16 protein-coding genes are annotated in these 18,543 nt (G+C 34.4%); 7 read left to right on the forward strand and 9 right to left on the reverse strand.

The window, feature by feature from the left end; genetic code table 11:
• The 5 genes from BMY80_RS09820 to dnaA all read right to left on the reverse strand — a co-directional run.
• Positions 1 to 211 (reverse strand): helix-turn-helix domain-containing protein (locus BMY80_RS09820; RefSeq protein WP_143066509.1); only part of this gene is annotated, 211 nt, incomplete at its 3' end.
• A gap of 398 nt (positions 212 to 609) precedes the next feature.
• The gene (gene glgC / locus BMY80_RS09825; protein ID WP_218140353.1) at positions 610 to 1,911 is read right to left on the reverse strand and encodes a glucose-1-phosphate adenylyltransferase; all 1,302 of its coding nucleotides are present in this window, start codon (positions 1,909 to 1,911) and stop codon (positions 610 to 612) included.
• 623 nt (positions 1,912 to 2,534) lie between these two features.
• Positions 2,535 to 3,641, reverse strand: a complete 1,107-nt coding sequence (gene recF / locus BMY80_RS09830; RefSeq protein ID WP_084155390.1) for a DNA replication/repair protein RecF — start codon at positions 3,639 to 3,641, stop codon at positions 2,535 to 2,537.
• A gap of 101 nt (positions 3,642 to 3,742) precedes the next feature.
• Positions 3,743 to 4,948: a DNA polymerase III subunit beta gene (gene dnaN, locus BMY80_RS09835; RefSeq protein WP_031578697.1), complete on the reverse strand. Its 1,206-nt coding sequence runs from the start codon at positions 4,946 to 4,948 to the stop codon at positions 3,743 to 3,745.
• 26 nt (positions 4,949 to 4,974) lie between these two features.
• Positions 4,975 to 6,732, reverse strand: coding sequence for a chromosomal replication initiator protein DnaA (gene dnaA, locus BMY80_RS09840; RefSeq protein WP_093143253.1), 1,758 nt, complete (start codon positions 6,730 to 6,732; stop codon positions 4,975 to 4,977).
• 468 nt (positions 6,733 to 7,200) lie between these two features.
• Between dnaA and rpmH the strand changes: the two genes are divergently transcribed.
• The 5 genes from rpmH (at position 7,201) to mnmE (ending at position 11,073) form a co-directional block, all read left to right on the forward strand.
• Positions 7,201 to 7,344, forward strand: coding sequence for a 50S ribosomal protein L34 (gene rpmH / locus BMY80_RS09845; protein ID WP_031579871.1), 144 nt, complete (start codon positions 7,201 to 7,203; stop codon positions 7,342 to 7,344).
• A complete protein-coding gene (gene rnpA / locus BMY80_RS09850; protein ID WP_031579872.1) occupies positions 7,337 to 7,693 on the forward strand; it encodes a ribonuclease P protein component in 357 nt (118 codons plus the stop codon). The genes rpmH and rnpA overlap by 8 nt, the downstream gene beginning before the upstream one ends.
• Complete coding sequence (gene yidD, locus BMY80_RS09855) at positions 7,660 to 7,926, forward strand: membrane protein insertion efficiency factor YidD (protein ID WP_084155493.1); 267 nt, start codon at positions 7,660 to 7,662, stop codon at positions 7,924 to 7,926. The genes rnpA and yidD overlap by 34 nt, the downstream gene beginning before the upstream one ends.
• A 4-nt stretch (positions 7,927 to 7,930) precedes the next feature.
• Positions 7,931 to 9,610 (forward strand): membrane protein insertase YidC, encoded by a 1,680-nt coding sequence (gene yidC / locus BMY80_RS09860; RefSeq protein ID WP_093143255.1) that lies wholly within the window; start codon positions 7,931 to 7,933, stop codon positions 9,608 to 9,610.
• Positions 9,611 to 9,708: 98 nt separating this feature from the next.
• Entirely contained in the window at positions 9,709 to 11,073 is a 1,365-nt protein-coding gene (gene mnmE / locus BMY80_RS09865; RefSeq protein ID WP_093143258.1) for a tRNA uridine-5-carboxymethylaminomethyl(34) synthesis GTPase MnmE, read from the forward strand.
• Between the two features lie 75 nt (positions 11,074 to 11,148).
• Here mnmE and BMY80_RS09870 read toward each other — a convergent pair whose 3' ends face one another.
• Genes BMY80_RS09870 through BMY80_RS09880 form a run of 3 tightly spaced genes read right to left on the reverse strand, consistent with a single transcriptional unit; the run spans position 11,149 to position 14,620 of the window.
• Entirely contained in the window at positions 11,149 to 11,718 is a 570-nt protein-coding gene (locus tag BMY80_RS09870; protein WP_031579875.1) for a PqiC family protein, read from the reverse strand.
• 12 nt (positions 11,719 to 11,730) lie between these two features.
• On the reverse strand, positions 11,731 to 13,365 hold the full coding sequence (locus BMY80_RS09875; RefSeq protein ID WP_093143260.1) for a PqiB family protein: 1,635 nt from the start codon (positions 13,363 to 13,365) through the stop codon (positions 11,731 to 11,733).
• On the reverse strand, positions 13,358 to 14,620 hold the full coding sequence (locus BMY80_RS09880) for a PqiA/YebS family transporter subunit (protein ID WP_177178565.1): 1,263 nt from the start codon (positions 14,618 to 14,620) through the stop codon (positions 13,358 to 13,360). The genes BMY80_RS09875 and BMY80_RS09880 overlap by 8 nt, the downstream gene beginning before the upstream one ends.
• A gap of 173 nt (positions 14,621 to 14,793) precedes the next feature.
• Between BMY80_RS09880 and earP the strand changes: the two genes are divergently transcribed.
• Both earP and efp read left to right on the forward strand, forming a co-directional pair.
• Positions 14,794 to 15,924, forward strand: a complete 1,131-nt coding sequence (earP, locus tag BMY80_RS09885) for an elongation factor P maturation arginine rhamnosyltransferase EarP (protein ID WP_093143265.1) — start codon at positions 14,794 to 14,796, stop codon at positions 15,922 to 15,924.
• A gap of 27 nt (positions 15,925 to 15,951) precedes the next feature.
• Entirely contained in the window at positions 15,952 to 16,515 is a 564-nt protein-coding gene (efp, locus tag BMY80_RS09890) for an elongation factor P (protein WP_031579879.1), read from the forward strand.
• 122 nt (positions 16,516 to 16,637) lie between these two features.
• Here efp and BMY80_RS09895 read toward each other — a convergent pair whose 3' ends face one another.
• Positions 16,638 to 18,389, reverse strand: coding sequence for an IS1634 family transposase (locus tag BMY80_RS09895; protein WP_093142360.1), 1,752 nt, complete (start codon positions 18,387 to 18,389; stop codon positions 16,638 to 16,640).
• Positions 18,390 to 18,543 lie beyond the last annotated feature (154 nt).

Here is an 18,543-nt window from a genome sequence, read left to right on the forward strand (position 1 = left end):
CCTGTACCGGAGCCTTGTACTTTGGGGTTCCGTTCATGTATTTGCGAACAGATTGCCTTGAAATTCCTAATTTTCTGGCTATTCCCCTGATTGACTGTCCTTGTTTAGAAAGTTCATTGATCTGATTTTGAAAGATTGAATCAAACATCTTGTAATACAGTTTTTTCCTTACGAGATATTCCGGCATTTTACGATTTTTGGCTTTTTTCATGACCACTCCGTTGTCTGTTTTTTCTTGTTTGCAGGTGGTCAACTTTAATTCGTTTAGGTGGTCAACTTTTGCGATCGTTTAACAGTCCTAGATACCTAACTACTTTTTTGTTGTATGAAGTAAGAAAAATAAAAATGCATAGAGTGAATTTCATAAACTATATGACAGACATTGCAGCAAGGACTTTATACGAATAAATTTAAAATTATGAGATAAAAGTGTAACAACTTCTAAAAATAAAATATCATTCCTTTTTAGAAGTTAGATAATACCATGTCATTAATAATGAAATATTAACAAAGGTCTGAAATGACAATTTCAGACCTTTTGAATTTTTATAAACTTCAGTTAACGACACCTATTGTTTCACGTGAAACATAATGCCTGTTTTTTATTTATTAAATTTTTGATGTAGAAAAATGTTCTTTATATTTCTTAAGCATATTCATATCTACTAAAACCACACCTTTAGGAGATACGTAAAAGAACTTTCTGTCCTCTTCTAAGTCATGGCCAATTCGCATGCCTTCAGGTATTTCACATCCACGTTCAATTATAGCTTTTCGTATACGACACCCTTTATGAATAATTACCGATGGAAATATTACTACCTGCTCAAGAAGATTTTCCTGTTCAATGGTAACAGAATCGAAAAGCACGGAGTTTAATATTTCAGAACCATATACTACACATCCAACGGATATTACTGAATTTACATTTATAGATCTATTGCCCAAGGAATCTTTAATAAATTTTACTGGTGGTAATTGGGAGGCTTTTGTCCATATTGGCCAATTTTCATCATATATATCCAAATCCGGAGATTCATCTGTTAAATCAAGATTTGCACTCCAAAAACTATCTACGGTTCCGACATCACGCCAATAGCAAATCTGTTCCTTAGACTGATTTCTAACACAGCTTAAGGAATAATTATGAGCATGAACGATTCCTTGTTTTACAATTTTAGGAATAATATCCTTACCAAAATCATGAGATGAATTCGGATCATTATGATCTTCTTCCAATAGATTATATAGGAAAGACGCTTCAAACATATATATTCCCATTGAGATAAGTGATTTGTCTGAATTGCCTGGTATTGATGGAGGATCTTTTGGTTTTTCTATAAAATCAACTATCATATTATTATCATCAACCTGCATGCATCCAAATGCAGTAGCCTCGTTTCGTGGAACTTCAATGCAGGCAATTGAACAAGGACAAATACTCTTAATATGATCCATGAGCATAAGAGAATAGTCCATCTTATATACATGGTCACCAGACAAAATCAGCACATATTCATTATTATAAGATTGTAGAATATCTATGTTCTGATACACGGCATCAGCAGTTCCCTGATACCAATGAACTTCATCAATTCTTTGCTGTGCAGGTAAAACCCTAACAAACTCGCCCATATGGTTATTATTAAGAAAGGACCAGCCATCTTGAATATGACTAAGAAGAGAATTAGATTTATATTGAGTCATTATCCCCATCTTTCTTATACCAGAATTCAAACAGTTAGATAACGCAAAATCAATAATACGAAACTTACCTCCAAAATGAACAGCAGGCTTTGCCCTAATATCGGTTAACTCTCGCAAACGAGATCCCCTACCGCCAGCAAGTATCAATGCGGTTGTCTTCTTCACTGCTAAAAGCTGATTTGATACCATTCCGGATGTCCCCATAGATAATCCTCTTTAATAATAATTCTCTGCCAAATTTTAATATTTATATGCTAAATTCACGCTTTTATTATGAAAAGTGTTTTAGTACAATTTTACAAAGCAACACTCAAAAACAGATCATCAAATTATTTTTAATTCTAACTATTTCAATTTCTCACATTACACTAATATACTCCCCTCCCCTATCTGCAGACTTATATGTTACCTAATTATGCTTCAACAATTGTTTCACATGAAACATTAATTCTAGCTAAGGGTATAACCGGATTAAAAATCATTCCATTATAGAAATTTCAACTATACCTATTTATCATAAAATGAATAGTAATGTTCTTATGAGTAAATAGATCCTTAACTATCCGTAATCCCATATCTGCTGCAATTAGTGTATCTATTTTTTCAAAATAATAATCACAGCTAAGATATAACACAGATATCAGGAAAATTAGGTAAATACAGCCTAATCTAAAATAAGAATAAACTATCAAGAAAGCAAATAAAAAAGGAGATTATTGCATCACAACATCTGTTTTAAACGTAAAATCATTAAATTAAAAAACATTAAATAAAGTATTTTATTGACTATCCCTAATTTAATAATTACTGCAAAAAAGTTGAATTTTTCACACCAAATCACTTTCATGAATATCATTATGTTCCACGTGAAACATTTTTATTTCATTATGAAATTTTGATGTAAACTTCTGATGATCTTTATCTAAACTAGTAATAAAAAATTGGTTATTATCTGAAAGCTCATCTACAAGCTCATAAACTTTATACAGACTATTCGTATCGAGTTCAGAGGCTATATCATCGATTATATAAACACAATTGGTATTCATTAGATTCTGATAAACTATTCCCTGAGCAAACTTTAATGCAATAACTAATAGCTTTTGCTGCCCTCTTGATAGAATATCGAGTGAAGGTTTGTTGTTTACTTTAATACACAAATCTGCTTTTTGAGGTCCGAATAACGAATAACCCATTGCATATTCACGACCTGAATGAGATGATAGTTGAGATAAAAAATCAGAAATTCCTAACTTATGTCCCGGAACTAATTCCAATGAGATTTTTATATTTGGTAAAAACCTACTTGTAATATCATTTGCATAATTATTAAATATAGTTAAATATTCAACTCTTTTTTCAGTCACTCTTTGAGATATCTCAGCAAAGCAATTGTTCCAATATTCAAGGTAATCTTTAGAAGATTTATTGGCTAATAGAATGTTTCGCTGTCTAATAATTTTTCTAAAGTCAGAACTTATTTCCGAAAAATCATTAAAATGATAAAAGCATCCCCAATCTATGAAACTACGCCTAATAGCAGGCCCTGCTTCAAGCAACGATAATCCGTTTGGAACAATTGCTTGTATACAGACGTTATTGGCCAAATCAGCCACTCTATTTAATGGGACACCATTAAAATTAACTTTTATATCTCCTAAATAATTCCTTACTATTCCCAAACGAGAAACAAAATCTTTTGATTCTTTAAATAACTCAGAAAATAAAACAAACTCCTTAGCCTCATGATTTATGATTGTGGAATTTTTATTAGCCCTAAAAGACCTTGCCTGTGAAATATAATTAATTGCTTCCAGGATGGATGTTTTACCGGAACCATTTTCGCCGTAAAAAAAATTAACCCCCTTCCCCACCATTATCGAGGTTGATATAAAATTTCTGAAGTTTGTTAATTTTACTTTACGTATAAACATATCATTTTGATTTTAAATTTGAATATATAAAAACAAAAGATGTCAGCTGCTCAAAAATACAAACAACCAACATCTTTAAAAACATATATTAAAAAAGGATATTAAACAATAATTCTACTTACAATATACTTGGCATAACTTTGTTCTTCATTCTCATCAGCCATAGGTTCAATAAGAAGATTATTGGAAGATTTTGATAATGAAATCTTCATCTTTGAAGTTGATATTACACTGCAGATATTATTTAAATATTCAGAGTTAAATGCAATTTCAAAGTTATCACCGGTATAACTCACGTAATCAATATCATCCTTAGCTTCTTCATGGTTTGAATTCTTTGCTTTTATAGTAAAGAGGCCATTATTAATAACCATTTCAACAGCTTTATTTAGTGAATTACTCATAATAGAAACACGCATAACTGTGTCTTGGAATAGTTTTCTGTCAACAACAAGAACACGATTACAGTTGTTAGGTAAAATAGAAGTAATATCTGGATATTTAGCATCTATCAGAATGCTTAATAATGAGATTCCATTTACTGTAGTCTGGAGGCTATTCTTGTTAATCTTGAGCGTCACTACTGTATCATCTTCAACAGATTCCTTCATAGTAGACATCATGGAAATTAACTGATCGACACCTTTCTTAGGGAAAATAAAACCATTGTCATCGACAGTAACAGGTATATTACAAGGTTCAACCAATCTCCCCTTCTGTAAACTCATTCTATGACCATCAGCAGTAATTATATCAAGCCCCATATTGTCTGAGCCTACTACAGCAAATCTCATTCCTTTCAAAAATACACGATAACTCTCTGCAGCCATGGAGAACTTTGTTGTCTTCATAACATTCAACAGTTCGTTTAATTCAATCTTTAATTCATATAAAGGATCAAGACACTCTATTGCTGGAAAGTATTCTGCGTCTATGGTAACCATATTTGACTTGAACTTGCCTGAGGATAGAAGTAATTTGTCATCAGTACCGTCATCAACAAAATTAACATAAGCTCCGTCAGGCAATTTCTTCAGTATTTCGAGAAGAATTTTTACATTTACTGTAGTTTTCCCTTCCTTTATATCATCACAGAATAAACCTACTTCAGTAGACATTTGGATTTCTGTATCTGTACAAACCATGCGTAACTTATATTTTGCATCTTTAATAACGGTTCCGTCGTTCGGCAAAATTTCAAGCAAAACGTTAGAAGTAATAGGATTATTAGCAGTATTTCCGGCCACACCAGAAATATGTCCTAAAGGCTTTAATAAATCTTCTCTTCCAATGCTACACTTAAACATTATTACTTCTTCCTTTTGTTAATTTTTTACTCTGTTAACTGTAATTTCAGATTCTCCCAGTCTTCTCTGTACTGAGGGTCGTTCTCTGCAATCATTTTATTAACTTTATTCCATGCGTTAATAACAGTTGAATGATCTTTATTGCCAAATTGTTTTCCTAAACTAGGGTAACTTGCCTTTGTTAATTCTCTGGCCAATGCCATAGCCATCATTCTAGCGTAAGCAATTGATTTTGGTCTTGCTGAAGAATCAATATCTTTAACAGTAATTCCATAATATTCAGCTACAACCTGTTTAATATTATCTACAGTCTGAAGCTTTGCGTGGGCATTTAATGAATCTTTCAATGCTTCCTTTACAACATCAACAGTAACCGTCTGTATTTTTCCGGCAGTACCAGTTACATAAGCTCCTATAGTTTTTATATGACCTTCAAGAACTCGTATATTTGTTTGGAATTTATTCGCAAGGAAAACAATACTCTGATTATCAAATGAGAGATTCATTTCTTTAATCTTTTCAACAATGATTCTCTCTCTTGTATCTTTATCAGGAGGTTCAACTTTTATAACTACACCAGATGAAATTCTGTTTCTGATGCGACTATCCAGTTTTCTGAAATTAGCAGGATGCTGACTTGCTGCAAATATAAGCTGAACATTAGAACATACGATTTCATCAAACAATGTAATAAAATCCTTGGTAAGTCCTACAGTATTTTCTAACTGCTGAATATCATCTATGAAAAAAACATCTGCACTTCTGTAAAAAGACTTGTAGTTGTTGTAGGTAGCTGAATTTATTCCACCTCTTTTATAATCATTCACAGCGCGCAGAAAATCCTGATAAAACCTGTCTAATGTTACTAAAATTATCTTCTTTTCAGGATGTCTACTGGCAACTTCATTGGCTATAGCATTAAGAATATGAGTCTTTCCTAAACCTGAATCCCCCCATATGAAGAAAGGATTACGTTGCGAATTACCTGGATCTTTAGCAACAAGTTTACCATTTGTGCATAAATTCTGATTTGTTGGACCTTCAACAAAGTTATCAAAATTCTTGTCCTTTTGAATGTTTACAGATTTATAGAATATATTATTCTTGAAATCATCCATGGAGTATGACTCGGTCTGATCAAAATCGACAGAACTATTTTCATACAGACTGTTGTTTTCCAATGGATATATATCATTTACATTATTTTCAGGAGCACAATTTGCGTTCTGTTCAATTACATTATGAGGAAGTATCTCTGAGGCATTCAATTCTTGCAAATCAGAATAGTTTCCCCTTGGTTTTATTTGCTGATAATTATTCTGATAAACTTCACTTTCCAGAATTCTGTTATTGGCGTACGTTCCACCAACATTTTGACTCTGTCTCATTCCAGAGTTGTTGAACTGATTATCCTGATATGAATGAGCTCTGTTCTCTACCTGAGGTTCAGGAACTTGACGAGACATGTTATTAACAATATTGCCTCCCACGCGCACAGGAGAATTTAAATTAACACTCTTATTAACGCTAAATTCAGACTGAACTTCAATGGCAACATTGTAATTCTTGTTGGAAACATAACGTACAGCTTCCACGATAGAATCCATAAATTCATTTACTAATAATCCCTTTATCATTCTATTTGGTACAAGAATTGAAAAAGTATTATCTTGAATAACTACGTTTGCAGTTCTCAGAAAAATTTTTAATTTTGCCAGTGACCTGTTCAAAGGCAGGGAAAACAAGTATCTTTTTACATTTTCCCAAAGTTCAAGACTAGCCAAGATACAACCTCTTTAATAATGTGCAATTTCAGCTAAAGTTACTTAAAAAAGCAGTATGGGATTATACAACAACACAAGTAACTTATCCACAGTTTGAACGCTAAATTTATACCTGAATAACAAGTAACTTACGCACAATTTTCCCAAAAACATACTAATCATTTTCTTCTTTGCATTTATTTCTATTTGTGATCATATGTTATTGAATAATTGAATTTTATCAAGTTTGTATAAATACATATTATTTATTCAGAATTAATGGTTATCCATCCATATATATACACAACACGAAACTACTTATACACAAATCGAGGTAGCTATAACGTAATTAACAATCGTTTAAGTTGATGCAAAAATGTGATTTTCTTAAACTTTCTAGCTTGACTACTAAATGCTAACTCTATATAATCGCACCACAAATAATTATTTTGTTTAGGTTAATTAACCATTAATTTATGGGAGTTTATTATGAAACGTACATTTCAGCCTTCAGTTTTGAAGCGTAAGCGTACCCACGGTTTCCGTAACCGTATGAAGACCGCTGATGGTCGTAAGGTACTTTCTCGTCGTCGTGCAAAGGGTCGTGCTCGTTTAACTACTGTTAATGACTAAAGAGAATTTTCCTCGGGAGTTTAGGTTACTAACTCCCGAAAATTTCAATAATGTATTCAAAGATCCTATAAGAGCAGGATCGCCTTATATAACTGTTCTTGCAAAAAATTCCGACCTAAATTTTCCAAGATTGGGCATGATTGTTCCTAAAAAGGCTTTGAAAAGAGCTGTTTGGCGTAACAGGGCAAAAAGACTAATAAGAGAAAGTTTCAGAACATCTTACCCGGAATTAGAAAATCTTGATTATGTCTGTATTATCAAAGCTGATTTTTTAAAGATTGACAATCAGGAATTCTGCAAACTACTCAAAAAGCTATGGAAAACAATCTCAATCCGCTCCAAAAAATAGGTTGTTCTCTGATTAATCTTTACCAGAAAACACTTAGTCATATTATCGGTAATCAATGCAGATTTTATCCAAGCTGTTCTGAATATACCAAACAGGCAATTATAATACATGGTTTTTTCCTTGGTTGTATTCTAGGTGCATACCGAATACTAAGGTGTAATCCTTTATGTAAAGGGGGATTTGATCCCGTACCAAAGGAAATATTTAAGACACACAAACAACAGAAAAAGTAAATATATGCACACTCAACGTAGTTCAGCTTTAATGTTTTTCTCGATCGTATCTGTGATAGCAGTATATACCTATTTTGCAGATAAAGATGAAGCCGCTAAAAAAGCCAATCAGCCACAACTTGAAGTTGTTTCTGGTGCCGAATCTTCGTCTCAAAACACGCCTGCTTTCGGGGAAAAAATTCAGATTGAAACAGATCTTCACTCAATCCAGATAAACTTAAATGGCGGTGATATAGTTACTGCTGATTTAAAGGATCAGAAACAGAATATCGATTCTGACGAAAACTTTCATCTGTTTAAGTACACTCCAGACTACAAATACTATGCAACTAGTGACGTAGTCATTGAAGACCTCAATCAGTCAAGATACCTTCTACATCCAAATTTCTCATCTGAAAAAAATTCGTATGTAATGAATGCTGTATCTGACATTGACTGTCAAAACCTGTCTAACGAAGATAACCAGAAATTAGCAAAGTTATCTGTCCCTCTTACTTATACAGATAAAAACGGAACCGTCTACACCAAAACATTTACATTTACCCAATGTAAACATGTCGTTAACGTTGATTACGCCATTAGCAATATCAACAAAGACATGTCTATAGCAATGGAATCAAAATTAATTCAGAGTGTGGCAGTCCCTGACAACAGTTCTGGTGTATTCATGGCTTCAGCATACAGAGGCAGTGCTTTCTCAAACAGTGAAAACAAATATTCAAAAATTTCCTTTGATGACATAGTTAAAAAGAATTATGACACTGTTTCCACGGCTGAAGGCGGTTGGGTAAGTATGATTCAGCACTACTTTGTATCATCATGGATTGGTTTAGCCGGACATCAGAATACAGTATTTACCCAATCAGCTGATAATGGAGCCACCGCTATTATCGGGATTAGTTCAGCACCGGTAAATATTAAGGCTTCACCGGACGCTAAAATTAAATTATCCAATAATCTCTGGATAGGACCTAAGATACAGGAAGAAATGAAAGACACAAGTAACAACCTTGATCTTACAATTGACTATGGTTGGTTATCATTCATTTCTTCTATACTGTTCAAGTGTTTGAAATTCATTCATGGTTTTGTACACAACTGGGGATTTGCCATTATTATTCTTACCCTTTTGGTAAGAGGTCTTATGTTTACTCTTACCAAAAAACAGTATGAAAGTATGGCAAAGATGAAGCAGTTGGCTCCAAAGTTAAACCAGCTTAAAGAAAAATATAAGAATGACAAACAGAGACTCAGTCAGGAAACCATGCGTCTGTACCAGACTGAAAAGGTCAATCCTTTAGGCGGATGTTTACCAATGTTAATCCAAATGCCTATTTTTATAGCATTGTATTGGACTTTAATGGAATCAACTGAATTAAGACATTCACCTTTTATTTTCTGGATAAAGGACTTATCTGTTCTTGACCCTTATTACGTGTTACCATTACTTATGGGGTTGACTATGTTCTTAACTCAAAGAATGTCAATGAGTTCTTCAACTGATCCAACTCAGAAAACAGTAATGACCGTAATGACTGTTGTATTTACATTTATGTTCTGTACTTTCCCAGCTGGCTTAACATTATACTGGGTAACGTCAAACATAATTACCATTATCCAACAGACCGTCATTTACAGACATTTGGAAAAGAAAGGTCTGAGCATGAGAGCAAAAAACAAGTAATATCAGTCATTTTCTCTCCAATAATTTTTTGAAAAAGCAGTATAAACCCCGTTATTAATCATCCAAATTAATGACGGGGTTTTTATAGGATTACACAAATGGATAAAGATACAATTGCAGCCATAGCCACATCTCTAGGGAAAGGCGGAATCGGTGTTATACGCGTTGCCGGTCCTAAATCAATTGATGTATGCAAAAAAATTACAGGAATTGTCCCATCAGACCATAAAGCTACCCTATTAAAATTTAAAACATCCACTAACGAAATTTTAGATGAAGGAATTACCATCTTTTTTAAAGGCCCTCATAGCTTTACCGGGGATGATGTAGTTGAATTTCAATGCCATGGCGGTCCTGTCATCATGGATATGCTTTTAAAAGAAATATTACAGATTACGGATGTCAGACAGGCTGGTCCTGGAGAATTTACTCAAAGAGCATTTCTTAATGGAAAAATAGACCTTACACAGGCTGAAGCAATTATCGATTTAATCAACGCAAGCAGTGAAAAAGCTGCTTTAAGTGCTTCAAGGTCTCTTCAAGGTGTTTTTTCTCAAAAAATCAATACCGTAAATGACAAACTAATAAAGCTTCGTACATACGTGGAGGCCACCATAGACTTTCCTGATGAAAGCATAGATTTCATCAATGATGGTCAGGTTGAGAGTGAAATCGAAAATATAATTCAGGAAATGAATTCTCTTCTAAATGAAGCAAAACAAGGCGTTATCCTGCAGGAAGGAATAAAAATAGTAATTGCAGGCCGACCAAATGCGGGAAAATCCTCCCTACTCAACGCTTTGTGTGGCAAAGACCTTGCCATCGTGACAAATATTGAAGGAACAACTCGAGACGCAATTCATGAAAATATCGATATAGATGGTCTTCCTTTACACATTGTTGATACCGCTGGTCTAAGAACTCATACGTCAGATATTGTAGAACAAATCGGTATAAACAGAGCTTGGAATGAAATTGAAGCAGCAGACAGAATACTATTTGTATATGATGTATCAAGAACAGATGATTACGAACAAGTAAAACTCTTTACGGATATTCAGGAAAGAATCGGCAATAACGTTGATTTCAGTATTATCTGCAACAAAATAGATTTAACAGATAATTACTCTTTGCCAGACGAAATGAACACCTATCCTCAGATTCCATTCTGTTCCAAAAACCTTAAAGGCATGGAAGAATTACGTAAGCACTTAAAAGAATGTGCCGGTTATACTAATTCAACTGAAGGATTATTTTCAGCCAGAAGAAGACATCTGGAATCCCTTGAAAAAGCCCTCTCACATCTTCAGAAAGGTCAGGAGCTTATAAATTGTATGTCTGCGTTTGAGTTATGTGCTGAAGAGCTTAGAAACGCGCAAAATAACCTTAATGATATATTAGGAAGATTTACAGCTGACGATCTTTTAGGAAAAATATTTAGCACATTCTGTGTAGGAAAATAAATCAATATCCTCTTTAATATAAAAAGCCGTTATCACTAAAATTGATAACGGCCTTTTAGTTTATTCATCTTTCTGTTATTTTAATGTCTGCAGAACCATCTCGCTAATTCCCGTTTGCCAGGCATTGTTTAGAGCAGCAACCATAGAATCATAACCATCATCATCTAAAGTTTTTTCCTGATGAATGGTTCCCATTTTCATATTTTGGCCTTTTAATACAAACTTATAGTCAAAATCCACAACAGCTGTACTGGAACTGTTTATCTCAAAATTATTTATTTTAACAGATAATTCAGCAGTGCTGTTTCCTGTAACATCATTTGTGACAAACCATGCATCTGTACTGTTTCTGAGATTTTTTAACAAAGAGTTATCCAAAATAACACTTAGATCTTCAACCCATTTGTTATCATTTGTATAAATAACTTCATGCTGGTTAACCCTGAAAATAAAAGATTTTGTATCTAGATATTCAGGAACATTAACACTCTTAACAAATAAAATCTTATCAGTAGACTCACCGACTTTTGAAAAATAATCAGATGAATCAAGGCTGTAGTATTTTACATCTCTGGTTCCTGAGCACCCTGCCGTCAAAGACACCATAACAATCAAAGATGCCATAAGAGCATTGCATTTTACCATTTTCAGTATCTCCTATTTCTTACCAGATTTTGGTTGCGGATCATTTTTCTCATAAGAGAACACTAAAGAATTTGATTTTTCATCGACCTTTCTCATTACAGGTTTCAACGAAGAAATGGTATCATTTAAATTCTTTAAACTTTTCTGCAATTCGCCGTACAGAGCCGAATCAGAACCATATGAATCCAAAGTACTCTGTAACTTGTTCAAAGTTTCTAAAAGCTCTCCTGAAATATCATCCTTTTGCAATTTATCTACAATCGTATTGATATTATTACTTATAGCAGCTAAATTATCCGCAGTTTGAGTTGAACTCTTGATAAGAGAATTAACATTATCAACAAGCTCGTTAATTCTAAGTTTACTCAAATTATGAGCAAAAGTAGCAACATCATGCTGAAGTCCGCTAAAATCTATTTCCTTAGAAGGAATAACTACGTATCCGTCAAAATAGTTAACCCCCGGACCTGTTCCTGTCTCTTCATAAAGACTGATCATATTTCTTTGAGTAAGCAGATTCAATGTTTCTACAGAAGCTGTAAGATTCTTTTTCTTTATAAGATTTATTATATCAGTGCGCAACTCTTCCACTGTTCTGTTGTGGTTATGTTCAAAACGCTCCATCTGAATACTGATTTTTATTGCAGATTTTCCCAATTCATCATAGAAAAGTTCAAATCCCTGCTTGAAATAAGGAACTTCTTTTACTATCCCCACTTGAACCCCACTGTAATATACAGGTGAGCCGTATACCAAGCCTTTTGGAGGTTTATTTAAAAGAATTACAAAATCAATGGTTTTGCTTTCTTCATATTTGTTGGAAATATCATCAAAACTATCATACAGATTAAATTTATGACCTGTTCCAGCGTGCACAGATGAATACCCATCTATGTCTGGAGTATCAAAACTTATACCTCCACTGATAATACTTTCCAGAGAGTCTGTGTTTATATGAAAACCTTCAGCCCCCATTGTTGCGGAAATACCACTAGAAATCCAGAATCGTGAATTATTTGTAACAATCTTGTCAAATGGAGGCTTTATCACAACGTTATATACAAGATAATTTGATTGGAAATCGTAATCGGCTGTTATCACAGAACCTGCTTCCATTCCTTTGTACCTGATAACATCCCCTGCTGTTATTTTTTTATTCGAAGTGGAAATAAGAGAAAGATGAAGTCCATTTGAAGAATCTAAATCAGCTGGTGGCTCATCTAAAACAACAAACTGACTCTCTTTTTTGCCAACTTTACTTGGAAGCATTTCTATGTAATAACCTGATAAAATAGTGCTTAATCCGCTTACTCCCTTCTTATCAACGCGTGGCTTTTCTATCCAAAACTTACTTTCGTTATTAAGGAGATGATCTACGTTATTATTCATTTGAGCAATGGCTTTAACATACTTCAGATCATCTGTGAGGTTGATTGAAACTATTTTACCAATTTCAACACTCTTTGTTTTTATAGCAGTTTTTCCAGCTTCAATCCCGTCAGCAGAATTAAGAATTAAAGTAATTTTAGGACCTTTGTTGAAGTGAGAAGTATAGACAAGAGAAATTGCTATACAAACAGCAACAATAGGTATAATCCAAATAAATGAATAAAATTTTTCTTTTCTCACTAAAATGGATTTACTCATCTCGCTCTCCATTATTTTGATTTCTGTTAAGGTTTATCCATAGAAGTTTAGGATTGAACTGTTTTGCAGCTAGAATAGTAAGAATAACCACGGCACCGAACGATACTAAAGCGGAACCAGGATCTATGATCATAATGTTTCCCATTCTTACAATTGAGACCATTATAGCAACAACAAAAACATCTACCATGGACCATTTTCCGATAAATTCAACGACTCTGAAAAGAATCCCCAATAATTTTTTCTTCTTTGCTCTTTTAAATGATAGATATACATAGCAAAGGTAAAAAAGAACCAGTATCTTAAGAATAGGAATACAGACACTGGCAATGAATATCACCATTGATACAAAATATGATTTCAATTCCCAAAGCACAATAACGCCTTCAAGAATCGTGGATTCCTCTCCAGATCCCATATAAAACGTAATCATCATTGGATATAGATTTGCCGGAATATAAATAGCCACAGCTGCAATAAGAAATGCTAGACATTTCTGAATGCTTCTTTCATGAATCTTTACAACGTCCGCTCCACATCTTGGACAAACAGAGCTCTTTTTAATATCAACTATTTCGTCACATACATGACAGTTGGTAAAGCCCTGATTATAAGCAGTAACACCACTGACAATGTTCCTTTCTATCGGAGATTGAGGGAAAAAATATTCCCACATGACATGGACATGAAAACGGCTCACTGAAAGAATAAAAAGCAACGCAAACAATATGTATGACCAGAATCCGAATTCGTAAACAACGTCAACAAGATTTACTAATTTGATTAAACTGACCAGTACACCTACAACAAAGACGTCAACCATGCTCCAATCTTTGCAGAAGACATAAAATTTAAGTAGTAAGGCAATAAACTGACTTTTTTTATGTTTCAAATAACAACAGTCACATATAATTATGATGAATAATGCAACTATTGGAAAAAAGTGCATAAACATCATTATAAGCAGACTTACCAATCCTAAATCTTTATCAAATAAGATGCTTACATAATCAAGAAGCATCATTGAATTAGATAATCCAGAGAAATTAATTGTAAGAAACGGCAGAAAATCTGTAGAAATAATCATTGCCAAAGCACTAATGGCAAAACAAAGTGAATATATTACTGGTGAAGGATGATAGTGATGGACAACACTTCCGCATCTTGGGCAAACGCCTACTTTAACACCTTGGCATTCAGGTATTTCAAGCACTAAATCACATTGCTCACAAATAACCTTTTTAGCTTCTGACACAGTATCCTCACGAATTAAAATACCACTAACTTACAATGAGCGCTAGTATACCAATAAACACCAAAACATAGTACAAAAATAAAACACTAAAACACTTCAAAAATCCAAATATTTGGAAATTTTGCGATACAATTACTCCCTACTCACATTACAATCGATACTTGGTGCATATTATGGATATAGATATTTTCTGTCGTGTAGTAGACAACTACGGAGACATTGGTGTCTGCTGGAGACTGAGCAAGGAACTTCTTTATTCAGGCAATGCTGTAACCATTTTTGTGGATAATCTTGAAGCATTCCAAAAAATTTTTCACGCTGTAGATCCATCTAAAAATTTTCAAATCTGTATTTTTAAAAATCAAAAAGTAAAAATATACAAGTGGCAGGATAAAATTGAAAACTATGTTCCGGGTGACATGGTTATCGAAGCTTTTGCCTGTAATATTCCTCAATCTTACATTGATAATTTTACCGAAAAAACAGTGTGGATTAATCTTGAATATTTGTCTGCAGAAGATTGGGTCGAAAGCTGTCACAAAGTAACTTCTCTTCAAAATAAAGGGCTGAAAAAATTCTTTTTCTTCCCAGGATTTACAAATAAAACAGGTGGCATCAATTTTAATAAAAACAGCCTAAAACAAAATCATCAAGTATTGAGAAAAAAAGTTTGCAAATATACCAATCTCCCTGAAAATCTCTCAGATAGATTTTGGATGTTCTCATTCTGCTATGAAACACCTAATTTAAAACCTTTGCTTCAATCTGTTCTGAAAAAACATCCTAATGCTGTCTTTTTTCTCCCTGAAAGCAGAAGCACGGAATATCTTAAGAAAAGCGGCATATTAAAAGAGTTGAAAAAATATCACAAAGAAGCAATTTTTCATGAATATCCGATGGTTGAACAAAGTATATTTGACGAAATTCTTAGCAGTACAGACATGAATCTGGTTAGAGGAGAAGATTCAATATGTCAAGCAATACTCTGCGGAATACCTTTTATCTGGCATATCTATGAACAGGAAGAAAACGCTCATATGGATAAACTAAACGCCATGCTAGATAAGTTCTGCCAGTTCACTTCAGAAGAAACAGGAATGATAATTAAGAATTCCATTACAAGTTTCAACGATAAAATGTCTAGTCCAGATATACTTTGTGCAAATTTTAATGATTTTATGATAGAATACGATAAAATTTGCCAGGCTGCTGTGAAGTGGTCTGATTATTTATATGCAAACGATAACCTCAGCACAAATCTTTTAAAGTTCTACTATGATTTGACTGAAAGTAAACAATTTTAACTTTTTATCTATAAGGTAGACAAATACATGAAAACCGCACAGGAAATTCGCGCCGGCAATGTAATCATTGTAAACAACAATCCAATGGTTGTTCTTAAGACTGAGTTCAACAAGTCTGGCCGTAACGCAGCTGTTGTTAAAATGAAATTAAAGAACCTTCTCAGTGAAGGCGGTACTGAAACAGTATTCAAGGCAGACGAAAAGCTTGAAGACGTTATCCTCGAACACAAGACTTGTACTTATTCTTACTACAGTGATCCAATGTATGTATTCATGGACGAAGAATACAATCAGTATGAAATCGAAAAGGAATACTTAGGTGACGCTGTTAACTACATCGTTGACGGCATGGATGACGAATGTACCGTTACTTTCTACAATGGCAAGGCAATCAGTCTTGAATTACCAATCACCATCGTAAGAGAAGTTGAATACACTGAACCTTCTGTACGTGGTGATACCTCTGGTAAAGTAACCAAGCCAGCTCGTCTTGCTGGTACTGGCTATGAAATCAGCGTAGCAGACTTCGTTAAGACTGGTGACAAGATCGAAATTGATACCCGCACTAACGAATTCAAGAAGCGTGTATAATCGATAATAATCGCAATATAATATAGGGCTTGTTTCCTGAAAGTAAGAGGAAACAAGCCTTTTTATTTTTTAATAGACTTCCCAATGGATTATTAAAACCCTAACTCCGCAGATCATAGTTTCTAATTTTTGATGTGCTTCTTAGGGTAAGGTATGCCAAATAAGTCGAAGAGATCTCTGGTTTTTTTAGGGATCTCTTTTGTTATGTAAGAACCTATTCCCGGGGCTTTGGTAGCCTGAAGCTTTTTAAGCTGTATCATTGCCTTTTCCAATGATTCTCCAGGGAGTACTTTTCCCTCGGCTTTATGTCCTGCAGCGGTGACGCACATCATCATCCTCAATGTCTGAGCCAGAAGGTGAATGAATATTTTTCCCTTATATGTTGAACCTGTTGCGTAGAGGCGTTCACCTCCGTTCAAAACCTTAAACTGTTTAAAAGCAACTTCTACAATATTCCTTTCTCTGTATACGACGAGAGCATCAAACGGATCTGATATTTCATTGGTTCTTAAAGCAAAATATCCATTGTAACGACAGGCCTTTTCCACAGCATCGGCTTTCAGATACCAGGTCTTTGTTTTCTTGTCCTGTTCTATGTATTTTGAATATCTCTGCCATAAATTCCGATCCGTTTTTAATTTATTGTTTTGGATGTCTAAAAGTCTCTGCACATCACGCATGAAGTTAACATTTTCCTGTTCACCCAAGGTTCCTGAGTGATAAAGATGGAGATAGACATCGTGGTCTATGGTATAGCCTTCGCAGGTAGAACTCCATTTTTCAACCTCACCGGTTCTGGCATAAACTCCCAGGACTCCTTTCATGAAAACGGGGTTGTTCAGGCTTTCCTTATATCGGTCGATCTTTGCTTTTACGGAATCCTCGGTAAGCTTTACGCCTGTTAGAAATTTTATTTGAACGTTAATCTGTTTCTGAACGTTCATGACAGAAGAATACCCGCGGTCGGTAACTACTAAAATATCGGACAGATCCATCCCCATGTTCCTCATCCGCATAAGAATATCCGGGAATATGGTCATGTCGTTAACTGAGCCTTCTGATTCATATGCGTAACAGACATCGCCGGACGCATAATCTACACATAAAGTCAGATTAACCTGTTTGAGAAAGTCATCCTGCTTGGCATGACCGAATGCCGCATCATCGATCGTTTTTGAGTAGGTGCTGATACTGGTTGAATCCATGGCCATCATCATGGGCGGCACATACAGCCCTTTCTTATTGGCATATTCCTTTTTCTGCTGATGAAGTTCGGTAAGCCTTGAATGGCGTAATGTAAAATAATCATCAATTTTTTCCTGAGTAACCGTGGCCAGAAGCCTGCTGATTTTCTGACCTGATAAAGGTTGGGCGTCAGGAAGATAATACATTGAAAGCCAGTCTTCATAGTTATGCATGGCCATGGAGTGAGAACACAGTTCATAAATACCAAGCCTCAGAAGATCAAGACCGTCTTCTCCAAACACGGACTTTAATGAACTTATTATTCCATGCCGTTTTGCCATTTCCCACAGGGAATAGGTCAGACCGAATGAGATGCAGTCACATCTCCAGGATAAATCAATATCTGCCTCCTGTCTGATGGACAAAGCTTCTTCAGCTGACCTGATAACAAGTCGGTTGTCTTCATAAAAGACAGAACAACCAGTGTATTCCGGATGCAGTTCAAGATAGGTTTTTCCCAGTGAAACCTCTCCTGTATCGGAATTAAGTCTGCCTACATGAACACGTTGGGCAACACGGGACTGTTTTTTTATCGAATCCCATTTATTGTAGTAAGAAATAATGTAGGTTCTGCCTTTTTTATCTGTATAACTTGAGAAATTCCACTTGATGTCTGTTGAGTCTGCCATATGAATAGTCCATTAAATATATTATAGACTGTGTTACACCCGTAATAAGAATAAGTAAAGAGAATTTCTTAAAAAACAGGGGTAAAAGTGTAATATTTAATGGATTTGTGATGAGATTTACCCTAGTTATACACTAGGGTGTGCGGAGTTTAGG

It is taken from the genome of Ruminobacter amylophilus (assembly GCF_900115655.1).
Taxonomy (GTDB): Bacteria; Pseudomonadota; Gammaproteobacteria; order Enterobacterales; family Succinivibrionaceae; genus Ruminobacter; species Ruminobacter amylophilus.

Bases quoted from the DNA above. Each gene is read 5' to 3' on its own strand.
- glgC (WP_218140353.1), bottom strand. From the start codon at position 1,911: ATGGGGACATCCGGAATGGTATCAAATCAGCTTTTAGCAGTGAAGAAG.
- recF (WP_084155390.1), bottom strand. From the start codon at position 3,641: ATGTTTATACGTAAAGTAAAATTAACAAACTTCAGAAATTTTATATCA.
- dnaN (WP_031578697.1), bottom strand. From the start codon at position 4,948: ATGTTTAAGTGTAGCATTGGAAGAGAAGATTTATTAAAGCCTTTAGGA.
- rpmH (WP_031579871.1), top strand. From the start codon at position 7,201: ATGAAACGTACATTTCAGCCTTCAGTTTTGAAGCGTAAGCGTACCCAC.
- rnpA (WP_031579872.1), top strand. From the start codon at position 7,337: ATGACTAAAGAGAATTTTCCTCGGGAGTTTAGGTTACTAACTCCCGAA.
- yidD (WP_084155493.1), top strand. From the start codon at position 7,660: ATGGAAAACAATCTCAATCCGCTCCAAAAAATAGGTTGTTCTCTGATT.
- yidC (WP_093143255.1), top strand. From the start codon at position 7,931: ATGCACACTCAACGTAGTTCAGCTTTAATGTTTTTCTCGATCGTATCT.
- mnmE (WP_093143258.1), top strand. From the start codon at position 9,709: ATGGATAAAGATACAATTGCAGCCATAGCCACATCTCTAGGGAAAGGC.
- BMY80_RS09870 (WP_031579875.1), bottom strand. From the start codon at position 11,718: ATGGTAAAATGCAATGCTCTTATGGCATCTTTGATTGTTATGGTGTCT.
- BMY80_RS09875 (WP_093143260.1), bottom strand. From the start codon at position 13,365: ATGAGTAAATCCATTTTAGTGAGAAAAGAAAAATTTTATTCATTTATT.
- earP (WP_093143265.1), top strand. From the start codon at position 14,794: ATGGATATAGATATTTTCTGTCGTGTAGTAGACAACTACGGAGACATT.
- efp (WP_031579879.1), top strand. From the start codon at position 15,952: ATGAAAACCGCACAGGAAATTCGCGCCGGCAATGTAATCATTGTAAAC.
- BMY80_RS09895 (WP_093142360.1), bottom strand. From the start codon at position 18,389: ATGGCAGACTCAACAGACATCAAGTGGAATTTCTCAAGTTATACAGAT.